General features: G+C 60.1%; 17 protein-coding genes and 2 tRNA genes. 13 read left to right on the forward strand and 6 right to left on the reverse strand.

What is annotated here, in order from left to right; genetic code table 11:
- Window positions 1-68: 68 nt before the first annotated feature.
- The gene (locus CGA21_RS19085) at window positions 69-2,003 is read left to right on the forward strand and encodes a methyl-accepting chemotaxis protein (protein ID WP_110753983.1); all 1,935 of its coding nucleotides are present in this window, start codon (window positions 69-71) and stop codon (window positions 2,001-2,003) included.
- A 94-nt stretch (window positions 2,004-2,097) separates the two neighbouring features.
- On the opposite strand, the gene CGA21_RS19090 is transcribed toward CGA21_RS19085, so the two are convergent.
- The 4 genes from CGA21_RS19090 to CGA21_RS19105 all read right to left on the reverse strand — a co-directional run bounded on the left by CGA21_RS19090 (window position 2,098) and on the right by CGA21_RS19105 (window position 5,256).
- Window positions 2,098-3,663: an ABC transporter permease gene (locus CGA21_RS19090; RefSeq protein WP_188264800.1), complete on the reverse strand. Its 1,566-nt coding sequence runs from the start codon at window positions 3,661-3,663 to the stop codon at window positions 2,098-2,100.
- Window positions 3,663-4,673, reverse strand: coding sequence for an extracellular solute-binding protein (locus tag CGA21_RS19095; RefSeq protein WP_020797702.1), 1,011 nt, complete (start codon window positions 4,671-4,673; stop codon window positions 3,663-3,665). The genes CGA21_RS19090 and CGA21_RS19095 overlap by 1 nt, the downstream gene beginning before the upstream one ends.
- A gap of 242 nt (window positions 4,674-4,915) precedes the next feature.
- Window positions 4,916-5,002 (reverse strand) — tRNA-Leu (locus tag CGA21_RS19100).
- Between the two features lie 167 nt (window positions 5,003-5,169).
- Window positions 5,170-5,256, reverse strand: a tRNA-Leu gene (locus CGA21_RS19105).
- Between the two features lie 225 nt (window positions 5,257-5,481).
- Between CGA21_RS19105 and rnr the strand changes: the two genes are divergently transcribed.
- From rnr to CGA21_RS19160, 11 genes are all read left to right on the forward strand, one after another.
- Entirely contained in the window at window positions 5,482-8,109 is a 2,628-nt protein-coding gene (gene rnr, locus CGA21_RS19110; protein WP_110753979.1) for a ribonuclease R, read from the forward strand.
- The gene (rlmB, locus tag CGA21_RS19115; RefSeq protein ID WP_110753977.1) at window positions 8,106-8,873 is read left to right on the forward strand and encodes a 23S rRNA (guanosine(2251)-2'-O)-methyltransferase RlmB; all 768 of its coding nucleotides are present in this window, start codon (window positions 8,106-8,108) and stop codon (window positions 8,871-8,873) included. Before rnr ends, rlmB begins: the two co-directional genes overlap by 4 nt.
- A gap of 303 nt (window positions 8,874-9,176) precedes the next feature.
- Window positions 9,177-9,599 carry a 30S ribosomal protein S6 gene (gene rpsF / locus CGA21_RS19120; protein WP_003217491.1) on the forward strand — a complete coding sequence of 141 codons (423 nt, stop codon included), beginning with the start codon at window positions 9,177-9,179 and terminating at the stop codon, window positions 9,597-9,599.
- Window positions 9,600-9,627: 28 nt separating this feature from the next.
- Entirely contained in the window at window positions 9,628-9,858 is a 231-nt protein-coding gene (gene rpsR / locus CGA21_RS19125) for a 30S ribosomal protein S18 (RefSeq protein WP_002551829.1), read from the forward strand.
- Window positions 9,859-9,894: 36 nt separating this feature from the next.
- Entirely contained in the window at window positions 9,895-10,788 is an 894-nt protein-coding gene (locus tag CGA21_RS19130) for a hypothetical protein (protein ID WP_020797699.1), read from the forward strand.
- Window positions 10,789-10,807: 19 nt separating this feature from the next.
- Window positions 10,808-11,254, forward strand: a complete 447-nt coding sequence (gene rplI / locus CGA21_RS19135) for a 50S ribosomal protein L9 (RefSeq protein WP_008058981.1) — start codon at window positions 10,808-10,810, stop codon at window positions 11,252-11,254.
- Between the two features lie 134 nt (window positions 11,255-11,388).
- Entirely contained in the window at window positions 11,389-12,786 is a 1,398-nt protein-coding gene (gene dnaB / locus CGA21_RS19140; protein ID WP_008058980.1) for a replicative DNA helicase, read from the forward strand.
- Between the two features lie 194 nt (window positions 12,787-12,980).
- Window positions 12,981-15,284, forward strand: a complete 2,304-nt coding sequence (locus CGA21_RS19145; RefSeq protein ID WP_020797698.1) for a YgiQ family radical SAM protein — start codon at window positions 12,981-12,983, stop codon at window positions 15,282-15,284.
- A gap of 372 nt (window positions 15,285-15,656) precedes the next feature.
- Window positions 15,657-18,932: a DUF2126 domain-containing protein gene (locus tag CGA21_RS19150; RefSeq protein ID WP_188264801.1), complete on the forward strand. Its 3,276-nt coding sequence runs from the start codon at window positions 15,657-15,659 to the stop codon at window positions 18,930-18,932.
- Window positions 18,933-19,020: 88 nt separating this feature from the next.
- Window positions 19,021-21,507 carry a circularly permuted type 2 ATP-grasp protein gene (locus CGA21_RS19155; RefSeq protein ID WP_188264802.1) on the forward strand — a complete coding sequence of 829 codons (2,487 nt, stop codon included), beginning with the start codon at window positions 19,021-19,023 and terminating at the stop codon, window positions 21,505-21,507.
- The gene (locus CGA21_RS19160) at window positions 21,507-22,397 is read left to right on the forward strand and encodes a transglutaminase N-terminal domain-containing protein (protein WP_188264803.1); all 891 of its coding nucleotides are present in this window, start codon (window positions 21,507-21,509) and stop codon (window positions 22,395-22,397) included. The genes CGA21_RS19155 and CGA21_RS19160 overlap by 1 nt, the downstream gene beginning before the upstream one ends.
- A gap of 207 nt (window positions 22,398-22,604) precedes the next feature.
- On the opposite strand, the gene CGA21_RS19165 is transcribed toward CGA21_RS19160, so the two are convergent.
- Together CGA21_RS19165 and CGA21_RS19170 are read right to left on the reverse strand one after the other, a co-directional pair.
- Window positions 22,605-22,796, reverse strand: coding sequence for a hypothetical protein (locus CGA21_RS19165; RefSeq protein WP_020797694.1), 192 nt, complete (start codon window positions 22,794-22,796; stop codon window positions 22,605-22,607).
- Window positions 22,797-22,865: 69 nt separating this feature from the next.
- Window positions 22,866-23,453 (reverse strand): TIGR00730 family Rossman fold protein, encoded by a 588-nt coding sequence (locus tag CGA21_RS19170; RefSeq protein WP_110753964.1) that lies wholly within the window; start codon window positions 23,451-23,453, stop codon window positions 22,866-22,868.
- A gap of 343 nt (window positions 23,454-23,796) precedes the next feature.
- Here CGA21_RS19170 and azu point away from each other — a divergent pair, with 343 nt between their 5' ends.
- Window positions 23,797-24,243 (forward strand): azurin, encoded by a 447-nt coding sequence (gene azu / locus CGA21_RS19175; RefSeq protein ID WP_020797692.1) that lies wholly within the window; start codon window positions 23,797-23,799, stop codon window positions 24,241-24,243.
- Window positions 24,244-24,351: the final 108 nt, after the last annotated feature.

Consider the following 24,351-nt stretch of genomic DNA (forward strand, 5'->3'; position numbering starts at 1 on the left):
ACCTTTGCCTAAAGCGTCACTTTCGGGCGTGCCATCAATTTAATGGCGCAAATGCAGAGGGATTTCAAGTGTCAGCTGTTCTCTCGTTGTTACAAAGCCGTTTGTTGCGGCCTGTATTCGTTACCCTTGGTATCGCCCTTTTGGTGCAGGTGCTGGTGGCGGTCGCGCTGACCCGGAGCACTGTGACGGCGCTGGAAGCCGATCTCGCCCAGCGCCTGGGGGCGGACAGTCAAAAACTGTCCGGTGAGCTCGAGCAGGCGGGGCGTGAAGTCACGTCGAGCCTGGACAGCCTGTCTGCCAGTACGCGTCAACGCCTCACGGCTGGCTTGTCCTCGCGATTGAAGGACGAGCAGGCCCAGTTGCGTTCGACCCTGGAAAAAGACCTGAAGGATTCCGCCAGCGACATGGCACAGCTTCTGGCCTCGGTGGCGCCTCGCGCCATGTGGGATAACGACGTTCCGACCTTGTCCGAGTTTGCCCGTCGGGCCCAGCGCAACCCCAATGTCCTGTTCGTGGTGTACGACGACGCCACGGGCCAGCATCTGACGCGTTACCTCAACCGGGAAAACCCGATCAACAAGGCACTGCTGGAAAAAGGCCAGGGCGAGCGCGCACTGGACAAAGTGCTGGATGCGGCGAAGAACGATCCGTCGGTCTTCTACATCGAGGCCTCGATCAACCCGAATGGCGTGGAGATCGGCAAGGTCTTGATGGGTGTCTCGACGGCATCGGTAGAGGCCGACCTGGCGGCATTGGACAAGCGCTTCTCGGCGTTGATTGCCAGTGGCGACCAGTTGGTGGGCGACAGCCTAAAAGGCGCGGCGGCCGACAGCGCAGCTGCCATGGGTGCACGTCTGCAATCGGCGCAGTCCACGGCCGCTGCAATGAAAGCCAATACCACCGCCACCGTGCAGGAGGCCGCGACCACCCTGCGCTGGCGTATTGGCGTGAGCCTGGCTTTGGTGGGTTTTGGTGTCCTGTTGTTGCTGGCGGTCGTGCTCGGGCGTCGAGTCGTCAATCGCCTGAGGATGTTGATTGTCGCCATGGATGACCTGGCGGCGGGTGAGGGCGATCTGACCAAGCGTGTGCAGATCAGCAGCAGGGACGAAATCGGCGATATGGCCTCGGCGGTCAATCGCTTCGTCGACAAATTGCAGCCGATAGTGCGCGAGGCAGGTGATGTCGCCCAGCGTACCGGTGTGGAAATTGGCGCCATGACATTGCGCAACGCGGGGGCGGATGCGGCGGCAGGCATGCAGCGCGATGAGGTGGCTGAAAGCCTGCGGGCCTTGTCGCGAATGGCGGATGAGGCTCAGTCTGAAAGCCAGGCCATGCAAGCGGCATTGAAGCAGGTAGTGGATATTCGCCAGGCCACCGACGAAAACACCCGGACTTCGGCGAAAGTCGGCACGCTGATTGAAGCGTTGGCGGGCCAGGTCGAGACTGGCGCGCAAGTGATTGAGCGCCTGGCACAGCAGAGTGAGCAGATTGAGGTAGTGCTGACGGTTATTCATGGGATTGCCGAACAGACCAATCTGCTGGCGCTGAACGCGGCCATTGAAGCGGCGCGCGCCGGCGAAACCGGTCGCGGCTTTGCGGTGGTGGCAGATGAAGTGCGCGCGTTGGCGAGCAAGACGCAAAGCTCCACCGGCGATATCCAGGCGCACATCGTAGCGTTGCAGCAAGGCGCCCGCGAGGCGGTGGCGGCAATCGGCCAGGCCGGGCGTCAGGCCAGTGAAGGCCTGTTGGTTCTACGTGACAGCGCGCGGTTGCAGCAATCGGTGCAGGCTTCGGTCGAGCAGGTGCACACGGCAATTGGCCTGGCGACCCAGGCTGCGGAGCATCAGGCTCGGGGGGCACAGGCGGTGCGCGGTCGGGTCGAGACCATTCATGTGCAAGCCGAAAAGGCGGCCCAGGCGGTGGTGGAGACCACGGCCAGCGGCAAGGTGCTCGATGGCCTGGCGGCGCAGCTCAAAGCCAGCTTGGGGCAGTTCAGGGCTTGATGCTTTGCCAGGCCAGGCCTCTTCGCGAGCAGGCTCGCTCCCCACAGGTGATCTACCGAACCCTGTGGGAGCGAGCCTGCTCGCGAAAGCGATCTCAGCGGCTCAGATACATCCGGGTCGTTAGCAGGTAAACGGGCAACCCCGACACCAATATCAACAACGCCGCATAAGGCGCCGCCGCCGCAAACTCCACATTCGCGGTATGTGCCCACACCTCGGTGGCCAGCGTGTTGAGCCCGGTCGGGCTCAACAGCAAGGTCGCCGTCAATTCCTTCATCGCATCCAGAAACACCAGTGCAAACGCTGCTCCCAGCGCCGGGAAAATGATTGGCAGCGTTATCCGGCAAAACGCACTGAACGAAGATGCCCCCAGCGTGCGCGCCGCCTCTTCCAGTTGCGGCGCAGCCTTGTTCAGCGCTGTGCGAATCGGTGCCTGGGCCAGCGGTAGAAACAGCAGCGCATAGGCAATCAGCAACAGTGTCGAGGTCTGGTACAGCACTGGCACATAGTGCAGCGCGAAATACACCAACGTCAGTGCAATCACCAGGCCTGGTAGCGCGTGCAGCAAATACGGCAAGCGCTCGGCCCAGATTGCCAGTGGCCCTTTATAGCGCACCACTAGCAACCCCACCGGCAACGCCAGCAGCAGGCAAAACGCCGCTCCGCCTAAGGACAGGGCCAGGGAGGAGAACAGCGCTTCGCTGATCGCGGCGATCGGGAATGCCGCCGACGTGCCCACGGCCAGCCAGTACGCCAGCATTCCCAGCGGAATGCCGCTGCCGATGATCGCCAGCAACAGGCAGTAAAACTGCCCAGCCATCATCCAGGGGCCCAATCGAACCTGTTCTGCCTGTCGCGCCGCGCCCTGGCCTGTACGTACGTGCCGGCCTTTGCCGCGAACACGCAGTTCCAGCCACAGCAACATCAAGCACAGCGCCAGCAACACCGCCGAGAGCATCGCGGCGTTGGCGTTGCTGAACTCCAACTCGAACTGTTGGTAAATGGCGGTGGTGAAGGTTTGCAGGCCAATGATCGACAGTGCACCGAATTCCACCAGCATGTGCAGGGCAATCAGGAGCGATCCCGCCAACAGCGAAGGCCAGAGCAGCGGCAGGGTGACGCGGAAAAACACTCCCCGGCGATTCTGCCCCAGGGTGCGGGCAGACTCTTCCAGTGAGGGGTCGAGATTGCGCAGGGTGGCGGCCACCGGCAGGAAGATCAGCGGGTATTTGGACAGGCTCATCACCAGGATCGCCCCGCCGAGCCCTTCGAAATGTGCGCTCAGTGACACCCAGGTAAAACTGCTGACAAACGCCGGTACGGCGAACGGCAAACACAGAATCACGCCCCACAGGCGTCGCCCAGGCAGATTGCTGCGCTCCAGCAGCCATGCCAGCGACAGGCCGATCACGCCGCAAGTCAGTGTTACGCCAATCATCAGCGCCAGGGTATTGCGCAGCAGGCCAAATACATAAGGCCGCCACAGCAAATGCAGCGCCTGGGCCCAACCCGCTTGCCAGGCCTTCAGGCCGACGTAGGCCAGGGGAAGCAAGCTGAGCACGACCAGCAGTAACACCGGCAGAATCAACCAGATGGAAGGCCGCCTGCGCCCTGGTACGTATCGACCGTGCGAGGCGGAGGCGGATAGCGATGCACTCATCAGTTCAGGCCGACCTCGCGTTCCAGGTCCAAGGCTTCTTCGGCATTGCCGAGGTCGGCGGGCGTGACGTTCGGCGCTTGCAGTTCGCTGAAAGGCTTGAGGCCGCGATCCGATTGCATGCCTTTGTGCAGCGGGTATTCGGCGGTGGTCTGGGTGATCACGCGCTGGCCCTCTTCACTGGCCATGTAGGCGAGCAGTTGCTGGGCTTCTTTTGGATGTTTGCTGGATTTCAGCACGGCTGCACTCGATACGGTAATCAGGCCGCCGACGTCGCCGCCGGTGAAGTAATGCAGTTTCGAATCGAGCTGGCCCTTTTCGCGCTGCAAGGCGAACCAGTAGTAGTTGTTTACCAGCACCGTCGCCACTTCGCCGTTTTCCACGGCCTTTAGGGCAACCATGTTGTTGCTGTAGGTCTTGCCGAAAGCGCGCAAGCCGGTCAGCCATTCTTCCGCAGCCTCCATGCCATGCACCTTGATGATCGCCACGGCTTGTTCCTGGAATGCGCCGCTGGTAGGGACGAAGCCGACCTTGCCTTGCCATTTTGGATCGGAGAATTCCATCACCGATTTCGGCAGGTCTTTTTCGTCGATCAATTTCGGGTTGAACGCGACGACGCGCACCCGAGCGGTGACGCCAATCCAGGTGCCGTCAGCGGCGACGTAGTCCTTGGGCAGAACGGCCAGCGTGGTGTCGTCGGCCTTGGCCAGAACACCTTGCTCGCCGAGTTTGTTCAGTGGCGGCGACTCTTCGGTGTAGATCACGTCGGCGGGAGAGCGATCGCCTTCTTCGACGACTTGGCTGGCAAGCTGGTTGCTGCTGCCCTTGCGCACATTGACGTGAATGCCTGTCTTGGCTTCGAAGGCTTTGGCGACGGCATCGCCGACTTCCTTGTGCTGGCCGTTATAGAGCGTAAGGGAGACTGGATCGGCAGCCTGGGTGAGGGGGGTGGCGAGCGCCAGGCCAAGCAGGGTGGTGGTCAGGCCGCGGCGCAGGGTATTTCGAAACATCATTCGCAGGGTTCCTCACTGTCGCATTGCAAAATCTTGCAACAATGATAAACGATATTGCTTCTCATATGCGCTCTGGGCGGAGCAATTGATCTGTAGGAGCTGCCGAAGGCTGCGATCTTTTGATCTTAAAAACCAAAATCAAAAGATCGCAGCCTTCGGCAGCTCCTACAGGGGCCAGAAACGCAAAAACCCGCTTTCGCGGGTTTCTGTGAAATTCAAGGCCGAAACCTTGAATTTGAATTTGGTGCCCAGAAGAAGACTCGAACTTCCACGACCTTGCGGTCACCAGCACCTGAAGCTGGCGTGTCTACCAATTTCACCATCTGGGCATTCATCGCGAGCGTTGCCGCTGTTGATGTGGCGCACTATACGGAGAGCAATTTGATCTGTAAACCCCTGATTTTAAATTTAATTAATCAGAGTCCCAGAATGCAAAAAACCCGCTTTCGCGGGTTTTGTGTGAGCTTTGAAATTGAACTAATCTCAAGCTCGAAATTGGTGCCCAGAAGAAGACTCGAACTTCCACGACCTTGCGGTCACCAGCACCTGAAGCTGGCGTGTCTACCAATTTCACCATCTGGGCAGTATCGGCAACGTTGTCCGTCGTCGATGGCGCGCACTATACGGAGCGTCTTTTTAACTGTAAACCCCCGGCACCAAAAAAACCTGAAAAATTTCACCAGCGGTATTTAAATCAACATCCTGGTGTCGATATAGGGCTTTAGATGAGGCGTCTTAGCCTGAAATTTCCCGTTTCATTACGCCTATGCCAAACTAACCCGCATATAGACAAGGTGAAAACTCTCTAATGGCCGATTGGCAGTCCCTCGATCCCGAGGCCGCTCGTGAAGCGGAAAAATATGAAAACCCCATTCCTAGCCGCGAACTGATCCTTCAGCACCTTGCTGATCGAGGTTCGCCTGCTAACCGCGAGCAGTTGGTCGAAGAGTTTGGTCTGACCACGGAAGACCAGATCGAAGCCCTGCGCCGCCGTCTGCGCGCCATGGAGCGCGATGCTCAACTCATCTATACCCGTCGCGGCACTTATGCGCCGGTGGACAAGCTCGACCTGATCCTGGGCCGCATCAGCGGTCACCGCGACGGTTTCGGCTTCCTGGTGCCGGACGACGGCAGTGACGACCTGTTCATGAGTCCGGCGCAAATGCGCCTGGTGTTTGACGGCGACCGTGCGCTGGCGCGTGTTTCCGGGCTGGATCGTCGCGGTCGCCGCGAAGGCATGATCGTCGAAGTGGTGTCCCGTGCTCACGAGACCATCGTCGGCCGTTACTTCGAAGAGGGCGGTATCGGTTTCGTCGTCGCAGACAATCCGAAGATCCAGCAGGAAGTGCTGGTGACGCCGGGTCGTAACGCGAACGCGCAGATCGGTCAGTTCGTCGAAGTGAAGATCACTCACTGGCCGACACCACGTTTCCAGCCGCAAGGCGATGTGGTCGAAGTCGTGGGCAACTACATGGCGCCGGGCATGGAGATCGACGTTGCCCTGCGTACCTACGACATTCCTCACGTCTGGCCTGATGCCGTGCTCAAGGAAGCCGCCAAGCTCAAGCCGGAAGTCGAAGAAAAAGACAAAGAGAAACGCATCGACCTGCGTCATCTGCCGTTCGTCACCATCGACGGCGAAGATGCCCGCGACTTCGATGATGCGGTCTACTGCGAAGCCAAGCCGGGCAAGCTTCGCCTGTTCTCCGGCGGCTGGAAGTTGTACGTGGCGATTGCCGACGTTTCCAGTTACGTGAAGCTCGGTTCGGCACTGGATGCCGAAGCTCAGGTTCGTGGCAACTCGGTGTACTTCCCCGAGCGCGTGATCCCGATGCTGCCTGAGCAACTGTCCAACGGATTGTGCTCGTTGAACCCGCAGGTCGACCGCCTGGCCATGGTTTGCGAGATGACCATCTCCAAATCCGGCGAAATGACCGACTACTGCTTTTACGAAGCGGTAATCCACTCCCATGCCCGCCTGACCTACAACAAGGTCAGTGCGATGCTGGAAACGCCCAAAGCCAGCGAAGCCCGCAAGTTGCGTGGCGAATACACTGACGTAGTGCCGCACCTCAAGCAGCTGTATTCGCTGTACAAGGTGTTGCTGGCGGCCCGTCACGTGCGCGGCGCGATCGATTTTGAAACCCAGGAAACCCGGATCATCTTCGGTTCCGAGCGCAAGATCGCGGAAATCCGTCCGACCATTCGCAACGACGCCCACAAGCTGATCGAGGAATGCATGTTGGCGGCCAACGTGGCCACCGCTGAATTCCTCAAGAAGCACGAAATTCCTGCGTTGTACCGCGTTCACGACGGCCCGCCGCCGGAGCGCCTGGAAAAACTGCGCGCATTCCTCGGCGAACTCGGCCTGTCCCTGCACAAAGGCAAGGATGGCCCGTCGCCTAAGGATTACCAGGCACTGCTGGCCGGGATCAAGGATCGTCCGGATTTCCACCTGATCCAGACCGTGATGCTGCGTTCGTTGAGCCAGGCGGTGTACAGCGCCGATAACCATGGCCACTTCGGCCTGAATTACGAGGCGTACACCCACTTCACTTCGCCAATCCGTCGCTACCCGGATTTGCTCACGCATCGGGCGATCCGCAGCGTGATCCATTCGAAGCAGGACACCCCGCACGTCCGCCGTGCCGGTGCGATGACCATTCCGAAGGCGCGTATCTATCCGTACGATGAGGCGGCCCTGGAGCAGCTCGGCGAGCAGTGCTCGATGAGCGAGCGCCGTGCCGACGAAGCGACCCGCGATGTCGTGAACTGGCTCAAGTGCGAGTACATGAAGGATCGCGTGGGCGAGTCGTTCCCGGGTGTGATCACCGCCGTCACCGGCTTTGGTCTGTTCGTCGAGTTGACCGACATCTATGTCGAAGGCCTGGTGCATGTCACCGCGCTGCCGGGCGATTACTACCACTTCGATCCTGTGCACCACCGCCTGGCCGGTGAGCGTACCGGCCGCAGTTTCCGCCTGGGCGATACCGTTGAAGTGCGGGTCATGCGCGTCGATCTCGACGAGCGCAAGATCGACTTCGAGATGGCCGAAAAAACCATCAGCGCGCCGATTGGCCGCAAGAAGCGTGGCGCCGAGACCGCAGCACCTGCCGCTAAAACCGAAGCGGAGCCGGCACCGGCGAAAACCGGCCGTCGTCCCGCCAAGGAAAAGGCGGTCGAGGCTTATCGTCCGAGTGATGCCGCGGCGAAAAACGCTGAAGTGCGCAAGAGTCGTGAAATGAAGCAGGCGTTGCTCGCCGGCGCGAAAAGCGGCGGTAAAGCGGCGTCTGCGGGAAAGACCGGACGGTCGGCGCCTGAAAAGGCTGCCGGCGGCAAGCCAGCCAAACCGAGCAAACATCGTAAAGGTCCGCCAAAAGCGGGCTCGGCCCCAGCCAAAAGCGGCGGGGCGCGTAAACCTAAGGCCAAGTCATGAGTCAGTTGGAAAAGATCTATGGCGTGCACGCTGTTGAAGCGTTGCTGCGTCACCACCCCAAGCGCGTCAAACAGATCTGGCTGGCCGAAGGCCGCGGTGATCCGCGGGTGCAGACGCTGATCGAGCTGGCCAACGAAAATCGTGTGCAGGTCGGTCAGGCCGAGCGTCGTGAAATGGACGCCTGGGTTGAAGGCGTGCACCAGGGCGTGGTTGCGGAGGTCAGTCCGAGCCAGGTGTGGGGCGAGGCGATGCTCGACGAGCTGCTCGATCGCACCGAAGGTGCACCGTTGCTGCTGGTGCTCGACGGCGTGACCGATCCGCACAACCTAGGCGCTTGCCTGCGTTCTGCCGATGCGGCGGGTGCGCTGGCGGTGATCGTGCCGAAGGACAAGTCCGCGACCCTGACGCCGGTCGTGCGAAAGGTTGCGTGCGGGGCGGCGGAAGTGATTCCGTTGGTGGCCGTGACCAACCTGGCGCGCACCCTGGAAAAACTCCAGCAGCGTGGCCTGTGGGTCGTGGGTACTGCGGGGGAGGCCGAGGTCAGTCTGTATGACCAGGACCTGACCGGTCCGACCATCCTGATCATGGGTGCCGAAGGCAAAGGCATGCGCCGCCTGACCCGCGAGCATTGCGATTATCTGGTGAACTTGCCGATGGCCGGTAGCGTCAGCAGTCTCAACGTATCCGTGGCGACGGGCGTATGCCTGTTCGAAGCGCAGCGTCAGCGTAGCGTCAAAGCCAAGGCTGCCGCCAAGAAGCCCTGATTGAAACACCAGCTGTAGGAGCCGGCTTGCTGGCGATATCGGAGTAACATTCAGCATCAATGTTGAATGTAGTGCCCCCATCGCGAGCAAGCTCGCTCCTACAGTGTTTTGTGGTGTGGCATGAATTGAAGGTTGTTCAAATAATCACCAATTCCCTTGCGCCTCCCACGCCCCTTCTCTACAATTGCGCCCCTTGCTGTGATGGCAGGCACCAACGTGTCTAGCGTCCGCAAGTCCATAAGTGTCATTCACTCCTTGTCTGACCGCTTTTGAGCGGCAGGCTACAACCCGTAAGGAGCATTCATGCGTCATTACGAAATCATCTTTTTGGTCCACCCGGATCAAAGCGAGCAAGTCGGCGGCATGGTTGAGCGTTACACCAAGCTGATCGAAGAAGACGGCGGCAAAATCCACCGTCTGGAAGATTGGGGCCGTCGTCAACTGGCCTACGCAATCAACAATGTTCACAAGGCTCACTACGTGATGCTGAACGTTGAGTGCACTGGCAAGGCCCTGGCCGAGCTGGAAGACAACTTCCGCTACAACGATGCAGTGATCCGTAACCTGGTCATCCGTCGCGAAGAAGCCGTTACCGGCCAATCCGAGATGCTCAAGGCTGAAGAAAACCGCAGTGAGCGCCGTGAGCGTCGCGACCGTCCTGAGCACGAAGGCGCTGAAAGCGCTGATAGTGATGACAGCGACAACAGCGATAACGCTGACGAGTAATCCACGGACCTTTTAAGGAGCCTATCAAATGGCACGTTTCTTCCGTCGTCGTAAATTCTGCCGCTTCACCGCTGAAGACGTGAAAGAGATCGATTACAAAGATCTCAACACTCTGAAAGCTTATGTATCCGAGACCGGCAAAATCGTTCCAAGCCGCATCACCGGTACCAAAGCACGTTATCAGCGTCAGCTGGCCACCGCTATCAAGCGCGCCCGCTTCCTGGCCCTGCTGGCCTACACCGACAGCCACGGCCGCTGAGACCGGGCAGTCGACACGTAGCAAAGGATTGAATGTATGCGTGCCTTAGCTGAGTTCATCATGCGGGGCCGTATGCAGGCCACTCTCGTAGTGGCTGGATGCGCGGCATTGCCGTTGTTGTATTGGTTGGGTGCTGCCGCCGGATGCCTTGTGCTCCTGCGGCGCGGATTGAAGGACGCCCTGGGCGTTCTTGCTCTGGGACTGCTGCCAGCGTTGATCTGGTGGCTTTACTCCGACGACCCACGGGCACTTCTGGTGCTGCTGGGGTCTGCGAGCCTTGCGTTGGTTTTGCGCGCAAGCGAGTCCTGGAACCGCGTGCTGCTGGTCAGCATAGCGATGGGAGTGGTGTTTTCAGTGGTGCTGGGGGCGGTTTTTGGTCCCCAGATCGAGATGCTGGCGCAGGCTTTGATAAAGGTCATGCCGTCGCTACTCGGTGAGGTCTACCAGCAAATGTCGGTAGACGAGCAAGCGCGTTTCGCGTCCCTGATTACACCGATCCTGACCGGCCTGATTGCGGCGTTGTTGCAAATCGTCAGTGTGCTGAGCCTGATTGTCGGGCGCTACTGGCAGGCGTTGTTGTACAACCCCGGTGGTTTTGGTCGCGAGTTTCGCGCCGTCCGAATCCCGCTGGGTCCCGCGATGTTGCTGCTGGCGGGCATGGTTGTGACACCGAACCTTGGTGTCCAGATGTCCATGCTGGTACCGCTGTGCAGCGTACCGCTGGTTTTCGCCGGGCTGGCCCTGATTCACGGGTTGGTGGCGCAAAAGCGACTGGCCAAATTCTGGCTGGTGGGGTTGTACGTCACGCTGTTGCTGTTCATGCAGCTGATCTATCCATTGCTGGTGGTCTTGGCCATCGTCGACAGCCTGATTGATTTTCGCGGTCGTCTCGCGCCGAAAGACGCCGATGACGCGAACGGTGAAGGTTAAAAGTTAAGAGGATTTTCACATGCAACTGATCCTTCTGGAAAAAGTCACCAACCTGGGCAACCTGGGTGACAAAGTGAACGTTAAGGCTGGTTACGGTCGTAACTACCTGCTGCCTTACGGCAAAGCTACCGCTGCGACCCCAGCCAACCTGGCTGCGTTCGAAGAGCGTCGTGCTGAGCTGGAAAAAGCCGCAGCAGATCGTAAATCGTCGGCTGAAAGCCGCGCTGCCCAACTGGCCGAGCTGGAAGTGACCATCACTGCCACCGCTGGCGACGAAGGCAAGCTGTTCGGTTCGATCGGTACTCACGACATCGCTGACGCACTGACCGCCTCTGGCGTTGAAGTAGCGAAAAGCGAAGTTCGTCTGCCGAACGGCACTATCCGTAACGTAGGTGAATTCGACGTAGCCGTGCACCTGCACGCCGAAGTTGAAGCCACCGTACGCGTTGTCGTGGTAGCAGCTTAAGCAGCACTTGTCGGCTGGCACCCTCGGGTGCTTGCCGGTAACATCGGGCACGATCCTGTTCACAGGTCGTGCCCTTTGTCTTTCTGGTAACGCCCGTTTTCAATCCCTGCTTTTCCTCAAACAACCAAGTGGCCATGAACGAAATCTCTGCTCCCGAGCAATACGATCTGCAAACCGCCGCGCTGAAGGTGCCGCCCCATTCCATCGAAGCCGAACAGGCTGTACTCGGTGGTCTGATGCTGGACAACAACGCCTGGGAGCGCGTGCTTGATCAAGTCTCCGACGGCGATTTCTATCGACATGACCACCGTCTGATTTTCCGTGCGATCGCCAAGCTGGCCGATCAGAACATGCCGATCGATGTCGTGACCCTGTCCGAGCAACTGGACAAGGAAGGTCAGACCTCGCAGGTCGGCGGCCTTGGTTACCTGGGCGAACTGGCGAAAAACACGCCTTCGGTCGCCAACATCAAGGCCTACGCGCAAATCGTTCGTGAGCGGGCCACCCTGCGTCAGTTGATCGGCATCAGCACCGAAATCGCCGACAGCGCCTTCAACCCGGAAGGTCGTACCGCCGCCGAGATTCTCGATGAAGCCGAACGGCAGATCTTCCAGATCGCCGAGGCCCGGCCGAAAACCGGTGGCCCGGTGGGTGTGAATGACCTGCTGACCAAGGCTATCGATCGCATCGACACCTTGTTCAACACCGATAACGCCATCACCGGCCTGTCCACCGGTTATACCGACCTCGACGAAAAGACCAGCGGCCTGCAGCCGGCGGACTTGATCATCGTCGCTGGCCGTCCGTCCATGGGTAAGACCACCTTTGCCATGAACCTGGTCGAAAACGCCGTATTGCGCAGCGAGAAGGCGGTTCTGGTTTACTCGCTGGAGATGCCAGGCGAATCGCTGATCATGCGTATGTTGTCGTCGCTGGGGCGCATCGACCAGACCAAGGTGCGTTCCGGCCAGCTGGAAGATGACGATTGGCCACGCCTGACCTCGGCGGTCAACCTGCTCAATGATCGCAAGCTGTTCATCGACGATACCGCCGGCATCAGCCCCTCGGAAATGCGTGCACGAACCCGCCGCCTGGTGCGTGAGCATGGCGAAGTCGGCCTGATCATGATCGACTACCTGCAACTCATGCAGATCCCGGGCTCCAGCGGTGATAACCGGACCAACGAGATTTCCGAGATCTCCCGGTCCCTGAAAGCCCTGGCCAAGGAATTCAACTGCCCGGTCGTTGCGCTGTCCCAGCTGAACCGTTCCCTGGAACAACGCCCGAACAAGCGCCCGGTGAACTCCGACTTGCGTGAATCCGGAGCGATCGAGCAGGACGCCGACGTGATCATGTTCGTGTATCGCGACGAGGTGTATCACCCTGAAACCGAGCACAAGGGCATCGCCGAAATCATCATCGGCAAACAGCGGAACGGTCCGATCGGCTTTATCCGCCTGGCCTTTATCGGTAAATACACGCGATTCGAGAACCTGGCGCCGGGTAGCTACAACTTCGACGACGACGAATAACCTGTGGGAGCGGGCTTGCTCGCGAAAGCGGTGTGTCAGGCAGCATCAATGTCGACTGAAACACCGCCTTCGCGAGCAAGCCCGCTCCCACATAAGTTGCGCGCAATTTCCGACCACAGCCGTCGGAATTGGTCAAAATTTGTGCTATATTCCGCGCCCGCGAAATTCAATGAAAGCCAACACCGGTTATCGACATGCAAGCAGCCAAACCGTTATTTGACTATCCGAAGTACTGGGCCGAATGTTTCGGACCAGCACCATTCCTGCCGATGAGCAGGGAGGAGATGGATCAGCTCGGCTGGGATTCCTGCGACATCATCATCGTCACCGGTGATGCCTACGTCGATCACCCGTCGTTCGGCATGGCGATCATCGGCCGGCTACTGGAGTCCCAGGGCTTCCGCGTCGGGATCATTGCCCAGCCGAACTGGCAGTCCAAAGACGACTTCATGAAGCTCGGCGAGCCGAACCTGTTCTTCGGTGTCGCGGCCGGCAACATGGACTCGATGATCAATCGCTACACCGCCGACAAGAAAATCCGTTCCGACGACGCCTACACCCCGGGTGGCCTGGCGGGCAAGCGTCCGGATCGCGCGAGCCTGGTCTACAGCCAGCGCTGCAAAGAAGCGTACAAGCACGTGCCGATCGTGCTGGGTGGCATTGAAGCGTCCCTGCGCCGCATCGCCCACTACGATTACTGGCAGGACCGGGTACGTAACTCGATCCTGATCGACGCCTGCGCCGACATCCTGCTCTACGGCAACGCCGAGCGTGCGATCGTCGAAGTCGCGCAGCGCCTGTCCTACGGTCACAAGATCGAAGACATCACCGATGTGCGCGGCACCGCGTTCATCCGTCGCGACACACCGAAAGACTGGTACGAAGTCGACTCCACGCGCATCGACCGTCCGGGCAAGATCGACAAGATCATCAACCCGTACGTGAACACCCAGGACACCCAGGCTTGCGCCATCGAGCAGGAAAAGGGGCCGGTTGAGGACCCACAGGAAGCCAAGGTCGTGCAGATCCTGGCCAGCCCGAAGATGACCCGCGACAAGACTGTGATTCGTCTGCCGTCGGTGGAAAAGGTCCGCAATGACGCAGTGCTCTACGCCCACGCCAACCGCGTGTTGCACCTGGAAACCAACCCGGGCAACGCCCGTGCCCTGGTGCAGAAGCACGGCGAAGTCGACGTCTGGTTCAACCCGCCACCGATTCCGATGACCACCGAAGAGATGGACTACGTCTTCGGCATGCCTTACGCACGTGTTCCGCACCCAGCGTATGGAAAGGAGAAGATCCCGGCCTACGACATGATCCGTTTCTCGGTGAATATCATGCGTGGCTGCTTCGGCGGCTGCACTTTCTGCTCGATTACCGAACACGAAGGCCGGATCATCCAGAACCGCTCCCACGAATCGATCATTCGTGAGATCGAGGAAATTCGTGACAAGGTTCCCGGTTTTACCGGCGTGATCTCCGACCTGGGTGGTCCGACGGCGAACATGTACCGCATCGCCTGCAAGACCCCGGAAATCGAATCCGCGTGCCGCAAGCCGTCTTGCGTGTTCCCGGGTATCTGCCCGAACCTGAACACCGACCATTCGGCGCTGATCCAGTTGTATCGCAGCGCCCGTGAATTGCCGGGTGTGAAGAAGATCCTGATCGCCTCCGGCCTGCGCTACGACCTCGCGGTCGAATCCCCGGAATACGTTAAAGAGCTGGTGACCCACCACGTTGGTGGCTACCTGAAGATCGCCCCGGAACATACCGAGGAAGGTCCGCTCAACCAGATGATGAAACCGGGCATCGGCAGCTATGACAAGTTCAAGCGCATGTTCGAGAAGTACTCCAAGGAAGCCGGGAAAGAGCAGTACCTGATTCCGTACTTCATCGCCGCCCACCCGGGCACCACCGACGAAGACATGATGAACCTGGCCCTGTGGCTCAAGGGCAACGGTTTCCGTGCCGACCAGGTGCAGGCGTTCTACCCGTCGCCGATGGCCACCGCCACCGCGATGTACCACTCGGGCAAGAACCCGTTGCGCAAGGTCACCTACAAGAGTGACGCGGTCACCATCGTCAAGAGCGAAGAGCAGCGTCGCCTGCACAAGGCGTTCCTGCGTTATCACGATCCCAAAGGCTGGCCGATGCTGCGTGAGGCGTTGACCCGCATGGGCCGCGCGGACCTGATCGGGCCGGGCAAGAACCAGTTGATCCCGCTGCACCAGCCGTCCACCGACAGCTACCAGAGTGCCCGTCGCAAGAACTCCACGCCGGCGGGCAGCCACAAGGTTGCAGGGGAAAAGACCACCAAGATCCTGACCCAGCACACCGGCCTGCCTCCACGCGCCAGCGATGGCGGCAATCCGTGGGACAAGCGTGAGCAGGCCAAGGCGGCGGCATTCGCGCGCAACCAGCAGGCGGCCAAGGAGCGCAAGGAAGCAGCCAAGGGCAAAGGGCCCAAGCCTGCGCGCAAGCCGGTCGTGCCGCGCTAAACCTCGCTTGAGCTGAACAGAACGCCAACCTTCGGGTTGGCGTTTTGCATTTCTGTACCGATGACACCTGTGGCGAGGGGATTTATCCCCGACGGGCTGCGAAGCAGTCCCAACAACCGGCAACCACAAATGATCAGGTGAACGACTCTGCGACTGCTTCGCAGTCGAACGGGGATAAATCCCCTCGCCACAGGTTTGGTGCTCGCCACCATCCCCTCGCCACAAATCCGTGCAATCGTCTCCAACCAATTTCCCGCATCGCCCGATTTTGGTGCTGTACTGCCTCCTGCAACGGGAGAAAGCGCCAGCACTGCTGGATGGCATAAGTCTTGCGCGCTTTCCAATACGCTTAGGGCTCGCAGGAGGCACGCCGTGTCGATTCATGTCGCATTGCACCACGTCACACATTACCGCTATGACCGCGCTGTCGAGTTGGGTCCGCAGATCGTTCGCCTGCGTCCCGCCGCCCATAGCCGCACGCGGATACTGTCCTATGCGCTGAAAATTTCGCCCGAGCAGCATTTCATCAATTGGCAGCAGGACCCCCAGGGTAATTACCTGGCACGGCTGGTGTTCCCGGAAAAAACCAACGAGTTGCGGATCGAGGTCGATCTGTTGGCGGAAATGGCGGTGTTCAATCCGTTCGACTTTTTCCTCGAGCCCTACGCCGAAAAGATTCCCTTCACTTACGCGACCGACGAGCGCAAGGAGCTGGCGCCGTACCTGGAAACCTTGCCCCTGACGCCGAAGTTCAAGGCTTATCTGGACGGCATCGACCGCTCGCCATTGCCGGCTGTGGATTTCCTCGTCGCGCTCAACCAGCGTCTTAGCGAAGACATCAACTACCTGATCCGCATGGAGCCGGGCGTGCAAACGCCCGAGCATACCCTCGAGCAGGCCTCCGGTTCCTGTCGCGATTCGGCGTGGTTGCTGGTGCAACTGCTGCGTCACCTGGGGCTGGCCGCGCGTTTCGTGTCGGGTTACCTGATCCAATTGACCGCCGACCTGAAAAGCCTCGACGGTCCTTCCGGGACTGAAGTGGACTTCACCGACCTGCACGCCTGGTGCGAGGTGTACCTGCCCGGTGCTGGCTGGATCGGCCTGGATGCAACCTCAGGGCTGTTTGCCGGTGAAGGGCATATTCCGTTGGCCTGTAGTCCCGATCCCTCTTCTGCGGCACCGATCAGTGGCTTGGTGGAACCGTGCGAGTGCGAGTTCAGCCATGAAATGTCCGTGGAGCGGATCTGGGAAGCCCCGCGGGTTACAAAACCCTACACCGAAGAGCAGTGGCTGGCGATCCAGGCCCTGGGCCGGCAGATCGATGCCGACCTGCTCGAAGGCGACGTGCGCCTGACCATGGGCGGTGAGCCGACCTTTGTGTCCATCGACGACCCGGACGGTGCCGAGTGGAACACCGCAGCGCTGGGACCGAACAAGCGTCGACTGTCCGCCGAACTGTTCCAGCGCATGCGAAAGCGTTATGCCCCGCAAGGCCTGGTGCATTATGGCCAGGGCAAATGGTATCCCGGTGAACAACTGCCGCGCTGGTCGCTCAATTGCTATTGGCGCCGCGACGGCGTGCCGATCTGGCACGACAGCGCGCTGATTGCCGACGAGCAACAAGATTATGGCGCCGATGGCGAGTTGGCCGGGCGTTTTCTGGCAAGTGTCGCCGAGCGCTTGAACATTCCTACGCGCTTTGTGTTTCCAGCCTACGAAGACAATTTCTATTACCTCTGGCGCGAAGGGGCTTTGCCGCAAAATGTCAGCGCCGAAGACTCTCGACTCGAAGAGCCGCTGGAGCGTGCGCGTTTGCGCAAAGTCTTCAGTCAGGGCCTCGACAAGGTGATTGGCCAAGTCCTGCCGTTAGCGCGCAATGCCAAGGGTGATCAGTGGCAAAGCGGCCGCTGGTATCTGCGTGACGAACATTGCCGCCTGGTGCCGGGAGACTCGCCATTGGGCTATCGTCTGCCGCTGGGTTCGCAGCCCTGGGTGAAGGCGGCGGAGTATCCGTTCATTCACCCCAATGATCCCAACCAGGATTTCCCGGCGCTGCCTGGCACTGAGCAAATGCAGCGCCAAGGTGCGGCGGCGCTGATTGAAGATCGGGCCCCCAAGGTCGATGAATCCGCCGATTGGCTGACCCGCACCGCCTTCTGCGCCGAAGCGCGGGAAGGCCGGTTGTACCTGTTCATGCCGCCGCTGGAGCGGGTCGAAGACTATCTGGAGTTAGTGACAGCCATCGAAGCCACGGCCCGGGAGCTCGATTGCCCGGTATTGCTGGAGGGATACGAACCGCCGGGCGATCCGCGCCTGGGCAACTTTCGCATCACCCCCGATCCTGGCGTGATCGAAGTCAACGTGCAGCCATCCGCGACGTGGGACGAGTTGGTCGAACGCACCGAGTTTCTTTACGAAGAAGCGCGCCAGACCCGACTCACCACCGAAAAATTCCTGGTCGACGGCCGACACACCGGCACCGGTGGGGGCAACCACTTCGTACTGGGAGGCGCGACACCGGCGGATTCACCGTTTCTGCGGCGTCCGGATCTGCTGCGCAGCCTGATCAGCTACTGGCATAATCATCCGTCCTTGTCCTACCTGTTTTCCGGCCTGTTTATCGGCCCGACATCCCAGGCTCCGCGGGTCGACGAAGCGCGCAACGACGCCTTGTATGAACTGGAAATCGCCTTCGCCCAGATGCCCGGGCCGGGCGAGGAGTGCGCGCCCTGGCTGGTGGATCGCCTGCTGCGCAACCTGTTGATCGATGTGACCGGCAACACCCATCGCGCCGAGTTCTGCATCGACAAGCTCTATTCACCGGATGGCGCGACCGGTCGCCTGGGCTTGCTGGAACTGCGTGCCTTTGAAATGCCACCTCATGCACGCATGAGCCTGGCCCAGCAGCTCTTGCTGAGGGCGTTGGTTGCACGGTTCTGGCGTGAGCCTTATGCACCGCCGAAGCTGGCGCGCTGGGGCACCGAGCTGCACGACCGGTTCCTGTTGCCGCATTTTATCGAGCAGGATTTTGCTGACGTTATTGCCGATCTCAATGTCGCCGGTTATCCAGTGCGGGCAGAGTGGTTCGCGGCGCACCTGCAGTTCCGTTTTCCCAAGGTCGGAGACTACGCCGTCAATGGCATCGCCCTGGAACTGCGCCAGGCACTTGAGCCGTGGCATGTGCTGGGCGAGGAGGGCGCGGTCGGCGGTACGGTGCGTTACGTCGACTCGTCCCTGGAGCGCCTGCAGGTCAAGCTCAGTGGATTGCCGCCGCAACGCTACCTGCTGACCTGCAACGGCATACCCGTGCCGTTGCAGCCCACTGGGCGCGTCGGCGAATTCGTCGCCGGTGTGCGCTTCCGTGCCTGGCAACCGGCCAACTGCCTGCAACCGACCATCCCGGTCCATGCGCCGCTGGTGTTTGACCTGCTCGACACCTGGATGGGGCGTTCGCTGGGCGGTTGCCAGTATCACGTTGCCCATCCTGGCGGGCGCAACTACGAGGCATTGCCCGTGAACGCCAATGAAGCCGAGAGCCGGCGAATGGCGCGGTTCTTCCGTATCGGACACACGCCGGGGAAACTTCCGATGCCGAAGATGGAAATTAACGACGAGCTGCCGATGACGCTCGATTTACGACGTTTCTAATTCGTACACGACGCCCGGATTTTTCGTCTATCCGGGTGTCATGAGCGTGCGTTAGTCTGACCGATCACTGCTGTCTGCCGAGCTTTCCATGCCTGACTTGCTAGACCGCTACCCGCTGACGGCGGGCACCTATCACGAACTGCTCGACGAAAGCGGTGCCATTCGGCCGCACTGGCGTCGACTGTTCGACCAGTTGCAGCGCAGCACACCCGCGCAGTTGGTGCAGCGTCAGGCGTTGCTGACGCGGCAAATCCAGGAAAACGGCGTCACCTATAACGTCTATGCCGATCCCAAGGGCGCCGATCGGCCATGGGAGCTGGACTTGCTGCCCCATGTGATTGCCGCCGATGAGTGGGAGCAATTATCGGCCGGTATCGCCCAGCGTGCGCGCTTGCTCAATGCCGTACTGGCCGATCTCTATGGCCCTCAACGCTTGATCGCCGAAGGTCTGCTGCCGGCTGAACTGGTATTTGGCCACAACAATTTCCTCTGGCCCTGCCAGGGCATCAAGCCGCCTGACGGTGCTTTTTTGCATCTGTTCGCCGTTGATCTTGCGCGCACGCCCGATGGCCGCTGGTGGGTAACGGCCGATCGCACTCAAGCGCCGTCCGGGGCTGGCTACGCCCTGGAAAACCGCACCATCGTGTCCCGGGCCTTCCCCGAGTTGTACCGTGATTTGAAGGTGCAGCACCTGGCGGGGTTCTTTCGCACCCTCCAGGAAACACTGGCGCGTCAGGCGCCAAGCGACGATGAGGCACCGCTGGTGGTCCTGCTGACGCCGGGGCGGTTCAACGAAAGCTATTTCGAACACCTGTACCTGGCTCGCCAGCTCGGCTATCCGTTGGTGGAAGGTGGCGACCTCACGGTGCGCGATGCCACGGTCTACCTGAAGACCCTGAGTGGCTTGCGCCGGGTCCACGCGATCATGCGTCGGCTCGACGACGACTTCTGCGACCCGCTGGAATTGCGCACCGACTCGGCCTTGGGCGTTCCGGGCCTGCTCGAAGCCGTGCGCCAGGGGCGGGTGCTGGTGGCCAACGCACTCGGCAGTGGCGTGCTGGAGTCGCCAGGCTTGCTGGGTTTCCTGCCGAAGATCAACCAGTACCTGTTTGGCGAAGAATTGATCCTGCCGTCCATTGCCACCTGGTGGTGCGGTGAGGCGCCGGTGCTGGCCCAGGCCTTGGAAAAACTACCGGAATTGCTGATTAAACCGGCGTTTCCGTCCCAGAGCTTTGCTCCGGTATTTGGCCGCGACTTGAGTGAAAAACAGCGTCAGGTCCTGGCCGAGCGCATGCAGTCGCGGCCCTATGCTTATGTTGCGCAAGAGCTCGCGCAATTGTCCCAAGCGCCGATATGGCAAGCCGAGGACGGTCAACTGCAACCCCGGGCCATCGGCATGCGTGTGTATGCGGTGGCCAGTCGCGACGGCTATCGGGTGTTGCCGGGTGGCTTGACCCGAGTGGCCGCGCAGGCGGATGCCGAGGTGGTATCGATGCAGCGCGGCGGGGCGAGCAAGGACACCTGGGTGCTGGGCGAACGTCCACCGAACGGCGAACAGTGGAAAGCCCAGCGCAATATCGGCGTGCATGACCTGGTGCGCCGCGATCCTTACCTGCCATCGCGGGTGGTGGAAAACCTGTTCTGGTTCGGCCGTTACTGCGAACGCTGCGATGACAGCGCCCGATTGCTGCGAATCATGCTGGCTCGTTATGTCGACGGCGATGACCCGCAGGCCCTGGAGGCTGCGGTCGATCTTGGCGAACGATTGATGTTGTTGCCTGACGAAGGTGAGCTGCCGGAGCGATTGCTGGCGGCGATACTCGGCGATGACTGGCCGTTCAGCCTGCGTTCCAACTTGCAACGTTTGCAATGGGCGGCCTCGCAAGTGCGTGGCAAGCTCTCGCGGGAGAATTGGCAGGCGTTGGTGGAGCTGCAACGTGAAGCGATGGAGCTTGAGACCGAAGAACCGGACTTCGGCGAGTTACTCGACTTCCTCAACCGGCTAGTGATGTCCCTCGCGGCGCTGTCCGGTTTTGCCCTGGACGACATGACCCGGGACGAAGGCTGGCGATTCCTGATGATCGGTCGGCGGATCGAGCGCCTGCAATTTCTAAGCGCTAGCCTGGCAGCGTTCCTGCGTGGCGCCGGGACTTTCGATCAGGCCGGGCTGGAGTGGTTGCTGGAGCTGGGCAACAGCAGCATTACCTATCGTTCGCGGTACCTGGCGGTGGCGCAATTGATCCCGGTACTCGACCTGTTGTTGCTTGATGAGCAGAACCCGCACGCGGTGCTGTTCCAGTTGAAGCTGGTGACCCGCACGCTCAAGCGCCTGTGCGACGACTTTGGCGTACCTCGCGAAGCGGGCCTGCCACAGTTGGTGGAGCGTCTGGCGCGTTTCGATCTTGGCTGCCTGGAAAACCCGTTGTTTGGCGCTGCCAGCGTGCGCGCCGCCGTCGAAGGGCTGGCCGATCTGCTGCAAGAGATTGCCGATGCCAGCGGGCAGGTATCGGATCGCCTGGCCTTGCGTCACTTCGCCCACGTCGATGATGTCAGCCAGCGCACGGTGTCCGTCTGATGAGCGCTCACTACCAGATTTTCCACGATACCCATTATCACTACGACAGTCCGGTGTCCCTGGCCCAGCAACTGGCGCATTTGTGGCCCAGGCCTTGTGCATGGCAGCGTTGCTGCGACCAGCAGTTGCAGATCAGTCCGGAGCCGACTTCACGCCGCGATGAGCTGGATGTGTTCGGAAACCCTTTGACCCGGTTGGCGTTCGAGCGCCCCCATGATGAACTGCTGGTCAATGCCAGCCTGACGATTGAGGTACTGCCCCGGCCCCGGGTCGATTTCAATCGATCCCCAGCATGGGAAGACACCCGCAACGTACTGACCTACAGCAGCCAGCCGCTTTCGCCGCAATTGCTCGAAGCCTGCCGATACCGGTTCGAATCACCTTATGTGCATCTGAAGCGCAATTTCGTTGAATTTTCCGAGAGCTGTTTTCCGGCGGAGCGGCCGCTGTTGCTCGGGGTCCAAGCCTTGATGGAGAAAATCTTCAGTGAGTTCACTTTCGATGCCGAAGCGACGCAGGTAGCGACTCCTCTGGTGGAAGTGCTGGAGCGACGGCGCGGGGTTTGCCAGGATTTCGCCCACCTGATGCTCGCATGCGTACGCTCGCGTGGGTTGGCTGCGCGCTATGTCAGCGGCTACCTGTTGACTCAGCCGCCGCCTGGTCAACCACGATTGATTGGTGCCGATGCGTCCCATGCCTGGGTGTCGGTGTTTTGTCCGGTGTCGGGCTGGGTGGACTTCGATCCGACCAACAATGTGCAACCGGCGCTGGAACACATCACCCTGGCCTGGGGCCGGGACTTTTCCGATGTGTCGCCGTTGCATGGAGTCATTCTGGGGGGCGGCAATCATGATCCCGAAGTTCGGGTCACAGTGATGCCGTTGGAGTAACGAAGATCTCAATGTGGGAGCGGGCTTGCTCGCAAAAGCGATCCTTCGGTTACATAAATACTGGATGTGCCGCCGTCTTCGCGAGCAAGCCCGCTCCCACAAAGGAATATGCAGTATTTCGGAATGGACAGTGAGGGCCGGCAGCATCGCCGCCAACCCCGGTCACAGATCCGTGGGCCCGATCAAATCATCCGGCCCGGAGGGGACTCAGGCGTCGGGCGCCTGATCTTTCGGTGCCTCTACATCACTTTCTGCCGCCACTTCACCTTCTGCATCCGGGTTCAGTGCCGCTGCGTCTTCTTCAGCCATTGCTTTCTTGCGCTGAAGCTTTTCCTCTTTCTTCTGTTCCTTGGCCAGGTCTCTCTGACGTTTGGCGAAGGAGTAATTGGGTTTGGCCATGGGCGATCCTCTGGGGTCGAAGGTGAGGTTTGAGCGGCGCGTATTCTGCCCTGTATCGGTGTCGAGTCGTTAGTCGGGTTTTTGCTCGACCCATTTTGGCGCAACGGTCGGTTGCCAACGATCCAGAGCGTCGAGCAGCGTCTGTGGCGATTCGCTCACCTGCAGCATGTCACGGTGTGCCGCGCGAACGAAGCCTTCGCCGACGATATGATCGAGAAAACCAGTGAGTTTGCTGTAGAAGCCGTTCACTTCCAGCAAGCCCAACGGTTTGCCGTGGTAACCCAGTTGGCCCCAGGTCCACACTTCGAACAACTCTTCCAGGGTGCCCAGGCCACCGGGCAACGCGATGAAAGCATCGCTGAGTTCAGCCATCCGCGCCTTGCGCGCATGCATGCCGTCGACCACTTCAAGGCGGGTCAGGCCACTGTGGCCGATTTCCTTGTCCTTTAAGCTCTGGGGAATGATGCCGATCACTTCGCCACCTGCCGCCAGTGCCGCATCGGCGACGACGCCCATCAGGCCAACCGCCCCGCCGCCGTAAACCAGGGTCAGCTTGCGTTCGGCCAAGGCCTGGCCAAGGGCCACGGCCGCTTCACGATAGGCGGGGTGGGTGCCAGTGCTGGCGCCGCAGAATACACAAACGGATTTTAATGACATGCCTTGCTCCAGGGTCGATCAGGACCACAGGTTAAAGGCAGGCGCGCTACGCTCCAAGGGCTAAACTTCGCGTTTGGGCGTTTCACAGGTTCCGCTGGCACCGCAGGCATACGCGGCGAGCAAGCTGCACAACAGGGTATTGATAGACATGACAGGCGCTCTGAAAAATGAGGACGCTCTGATGATAGGGCCGGGGCAGACACCTGGCTGGTAGATTGTCTCGATCGGTCCAATAGCCCGAAAGTTGTATACAGTTTTTGCTTCAGGTCATAGGAACTTGCGAAGTTTTCAGGCAGTCTTCTGTTCATTCGCATGTCCATTCACCCTGCCTTGGAGATTCACCATGTTTGCCAAACTCGTTGCGGTATCCCTGTTGACACTGGCCAGCAGCCAATTGATGGCTGCCGAGTGCAAAGTCACCGTTGACTCTACTGACCAAATGTCCTTCAACACCAAGGCCATTGAAATCGACAAGAGTTGCAAGACCTTCACCGTTGAATTGACCCATTCTGGCAGCCTGCCGAAAAACGTCATGGGCCATAACCTGGTGATCAGTAAAGAAGCCGACATGCAGCCGATCGCCACCGACGGCCTGAGTGCTGGCATCGACAAGAACTACCTGAAGGAGGGTGATGCCCGCGTCATCGCTCACACCAAGGTTATCGGCGCCAAGGAAACCGACTCGGTGACCTTCGACGTGTCCAAGCTCGATGCCAACGAGAAATACGGCTTCTTCTGCTCGTTCCCGGGCCACATCTCGATGATGAAAGGCACTGTGACCCTGAAATAAGCAGGTTCACCGCGTTATCGTTCTTCGCGAGCAGGCTCGCTCCCACAATTAGACCGCGATCAAATGTGGGAGCGAGCCTGCTCGCGAATGGGCCATCGGCTTCAGCAA

It is taken from the genome of Pseudomonas sp. PSB11, assembly GCF_014596605.1.
GTDB classification, from domain to species: Bacteria; Pseudomonadota; Gammaproteobacteria; order Pseudomonadales; family Pseudomonadaceae; genus Aquipseudomonas; species Aquipseudomonas umsongensis.

Excerpts from the sequence above, each read along its gene's own strand:
- CGA21_RS19130 (WP_020797699.1), top strand. The coding sequence starts at position 9,895 with ATGCGTGCCTTAGCTGAGTTCATCATGCGGGGCCGTATGCAGGCCACT.
- CGA21_RS19160 (WP_188264803.1), top strand. The coding sequence starts at position 21,507 with ATGAGCGCTCACTACCAGATTTTCCACGATACCCATTATCACTACGAC.
- rnr (WP_110753979.1), top strand. The coding sequence starts at position 5,482 with ATGGCCGATTGGCAGTCCCTCGATCCCGAGGCCGCTCGTGAAGCGGAA.
- CGA21_RS19170 (WP_110753964.1), bottom strand. The coding sequence starts at position 23,453 with ATGTCATTAAAATCCGTTTGTGTATTCTGCGGCGCCAGCACTGGCACC.
- CGA21_RS19155 (WP_188264802.1), top strand. The coding sequence starts at position 19,021 with ATGCCTGACTTGCTAGACCGCTACCCGCTGACGGCGGGCACCTATCAC.
- CGA21_RS19145 (WP_020797698.1), top strand. The coding sequence starts at position 12,981 with ATGCAAGCAGCCAAACCGTTATTTGACTATCCGAAGTACTGGGCCGAA.
- dnaB (WP_008058980.1), top strand. The coding sequence starts at position 11,389 with ATGAACGAAATCTCTGCTCCCGAGCAATACGATCTGCAAACCGCCGCG.
- rlmB (WP_110753977.1), top strand. The coding sequence starts at position 8,106 with ATGAGTCAGTTGGAAAAGATCTATGGCGTGCACGCTGTTGAAGCGTTG.
- rpsF (WP_003217491.1), top strand. The coding sequence starts at position 9,177 with ATGCGTCATTACGAAATCATCTTTTTGGTCCACCCGGATCAAAGCGAG.
- rplI (WP_008058981.1), top strand. The coding sequence starts at position 10,808 with ATGCAACTGATCCTTCTGGAAAAAGTCACCAACCTGGGCAACCTGGGT.
- CGA21_RS19095 (WP_020797702.1), bottom strand. The coding sequence starts at position 4,673 with ATGATGTTTCGAAATACCCTGCGCCGCGGCCTGACCACCACCCTGCTT.
- CGA21_RS19165 (WP_020797694.1), bottom strand. The coding sequence starts at position 22,796 with ATGGCCAAACCCAATTACTCCTTCGCCAAACGTCAGAGAGACCTGGCC.
- azu (WP_020797692.1), top strand. The coding sequence starts at position 23,797 with ATGTTTGCCAAACTCGTTGCGGTATCCCTGTTGACACTGGCCAGCAGC.
- rpsR (WP_002551829.1), top strand. The coding sequence starts at position 9,628 with ATGGCACGTTTCTTCCGTCGTCGTAAATTCTGCCGCTTCACCGCTGAA.
- CGA21_RS19090 (WP_188264800.1), bottom strand. The coding sequence starts at position 3,663 with ATGAGTGCATCGCTATCCGCCTCCGCCTCGCACGGTCGATACGTACCA.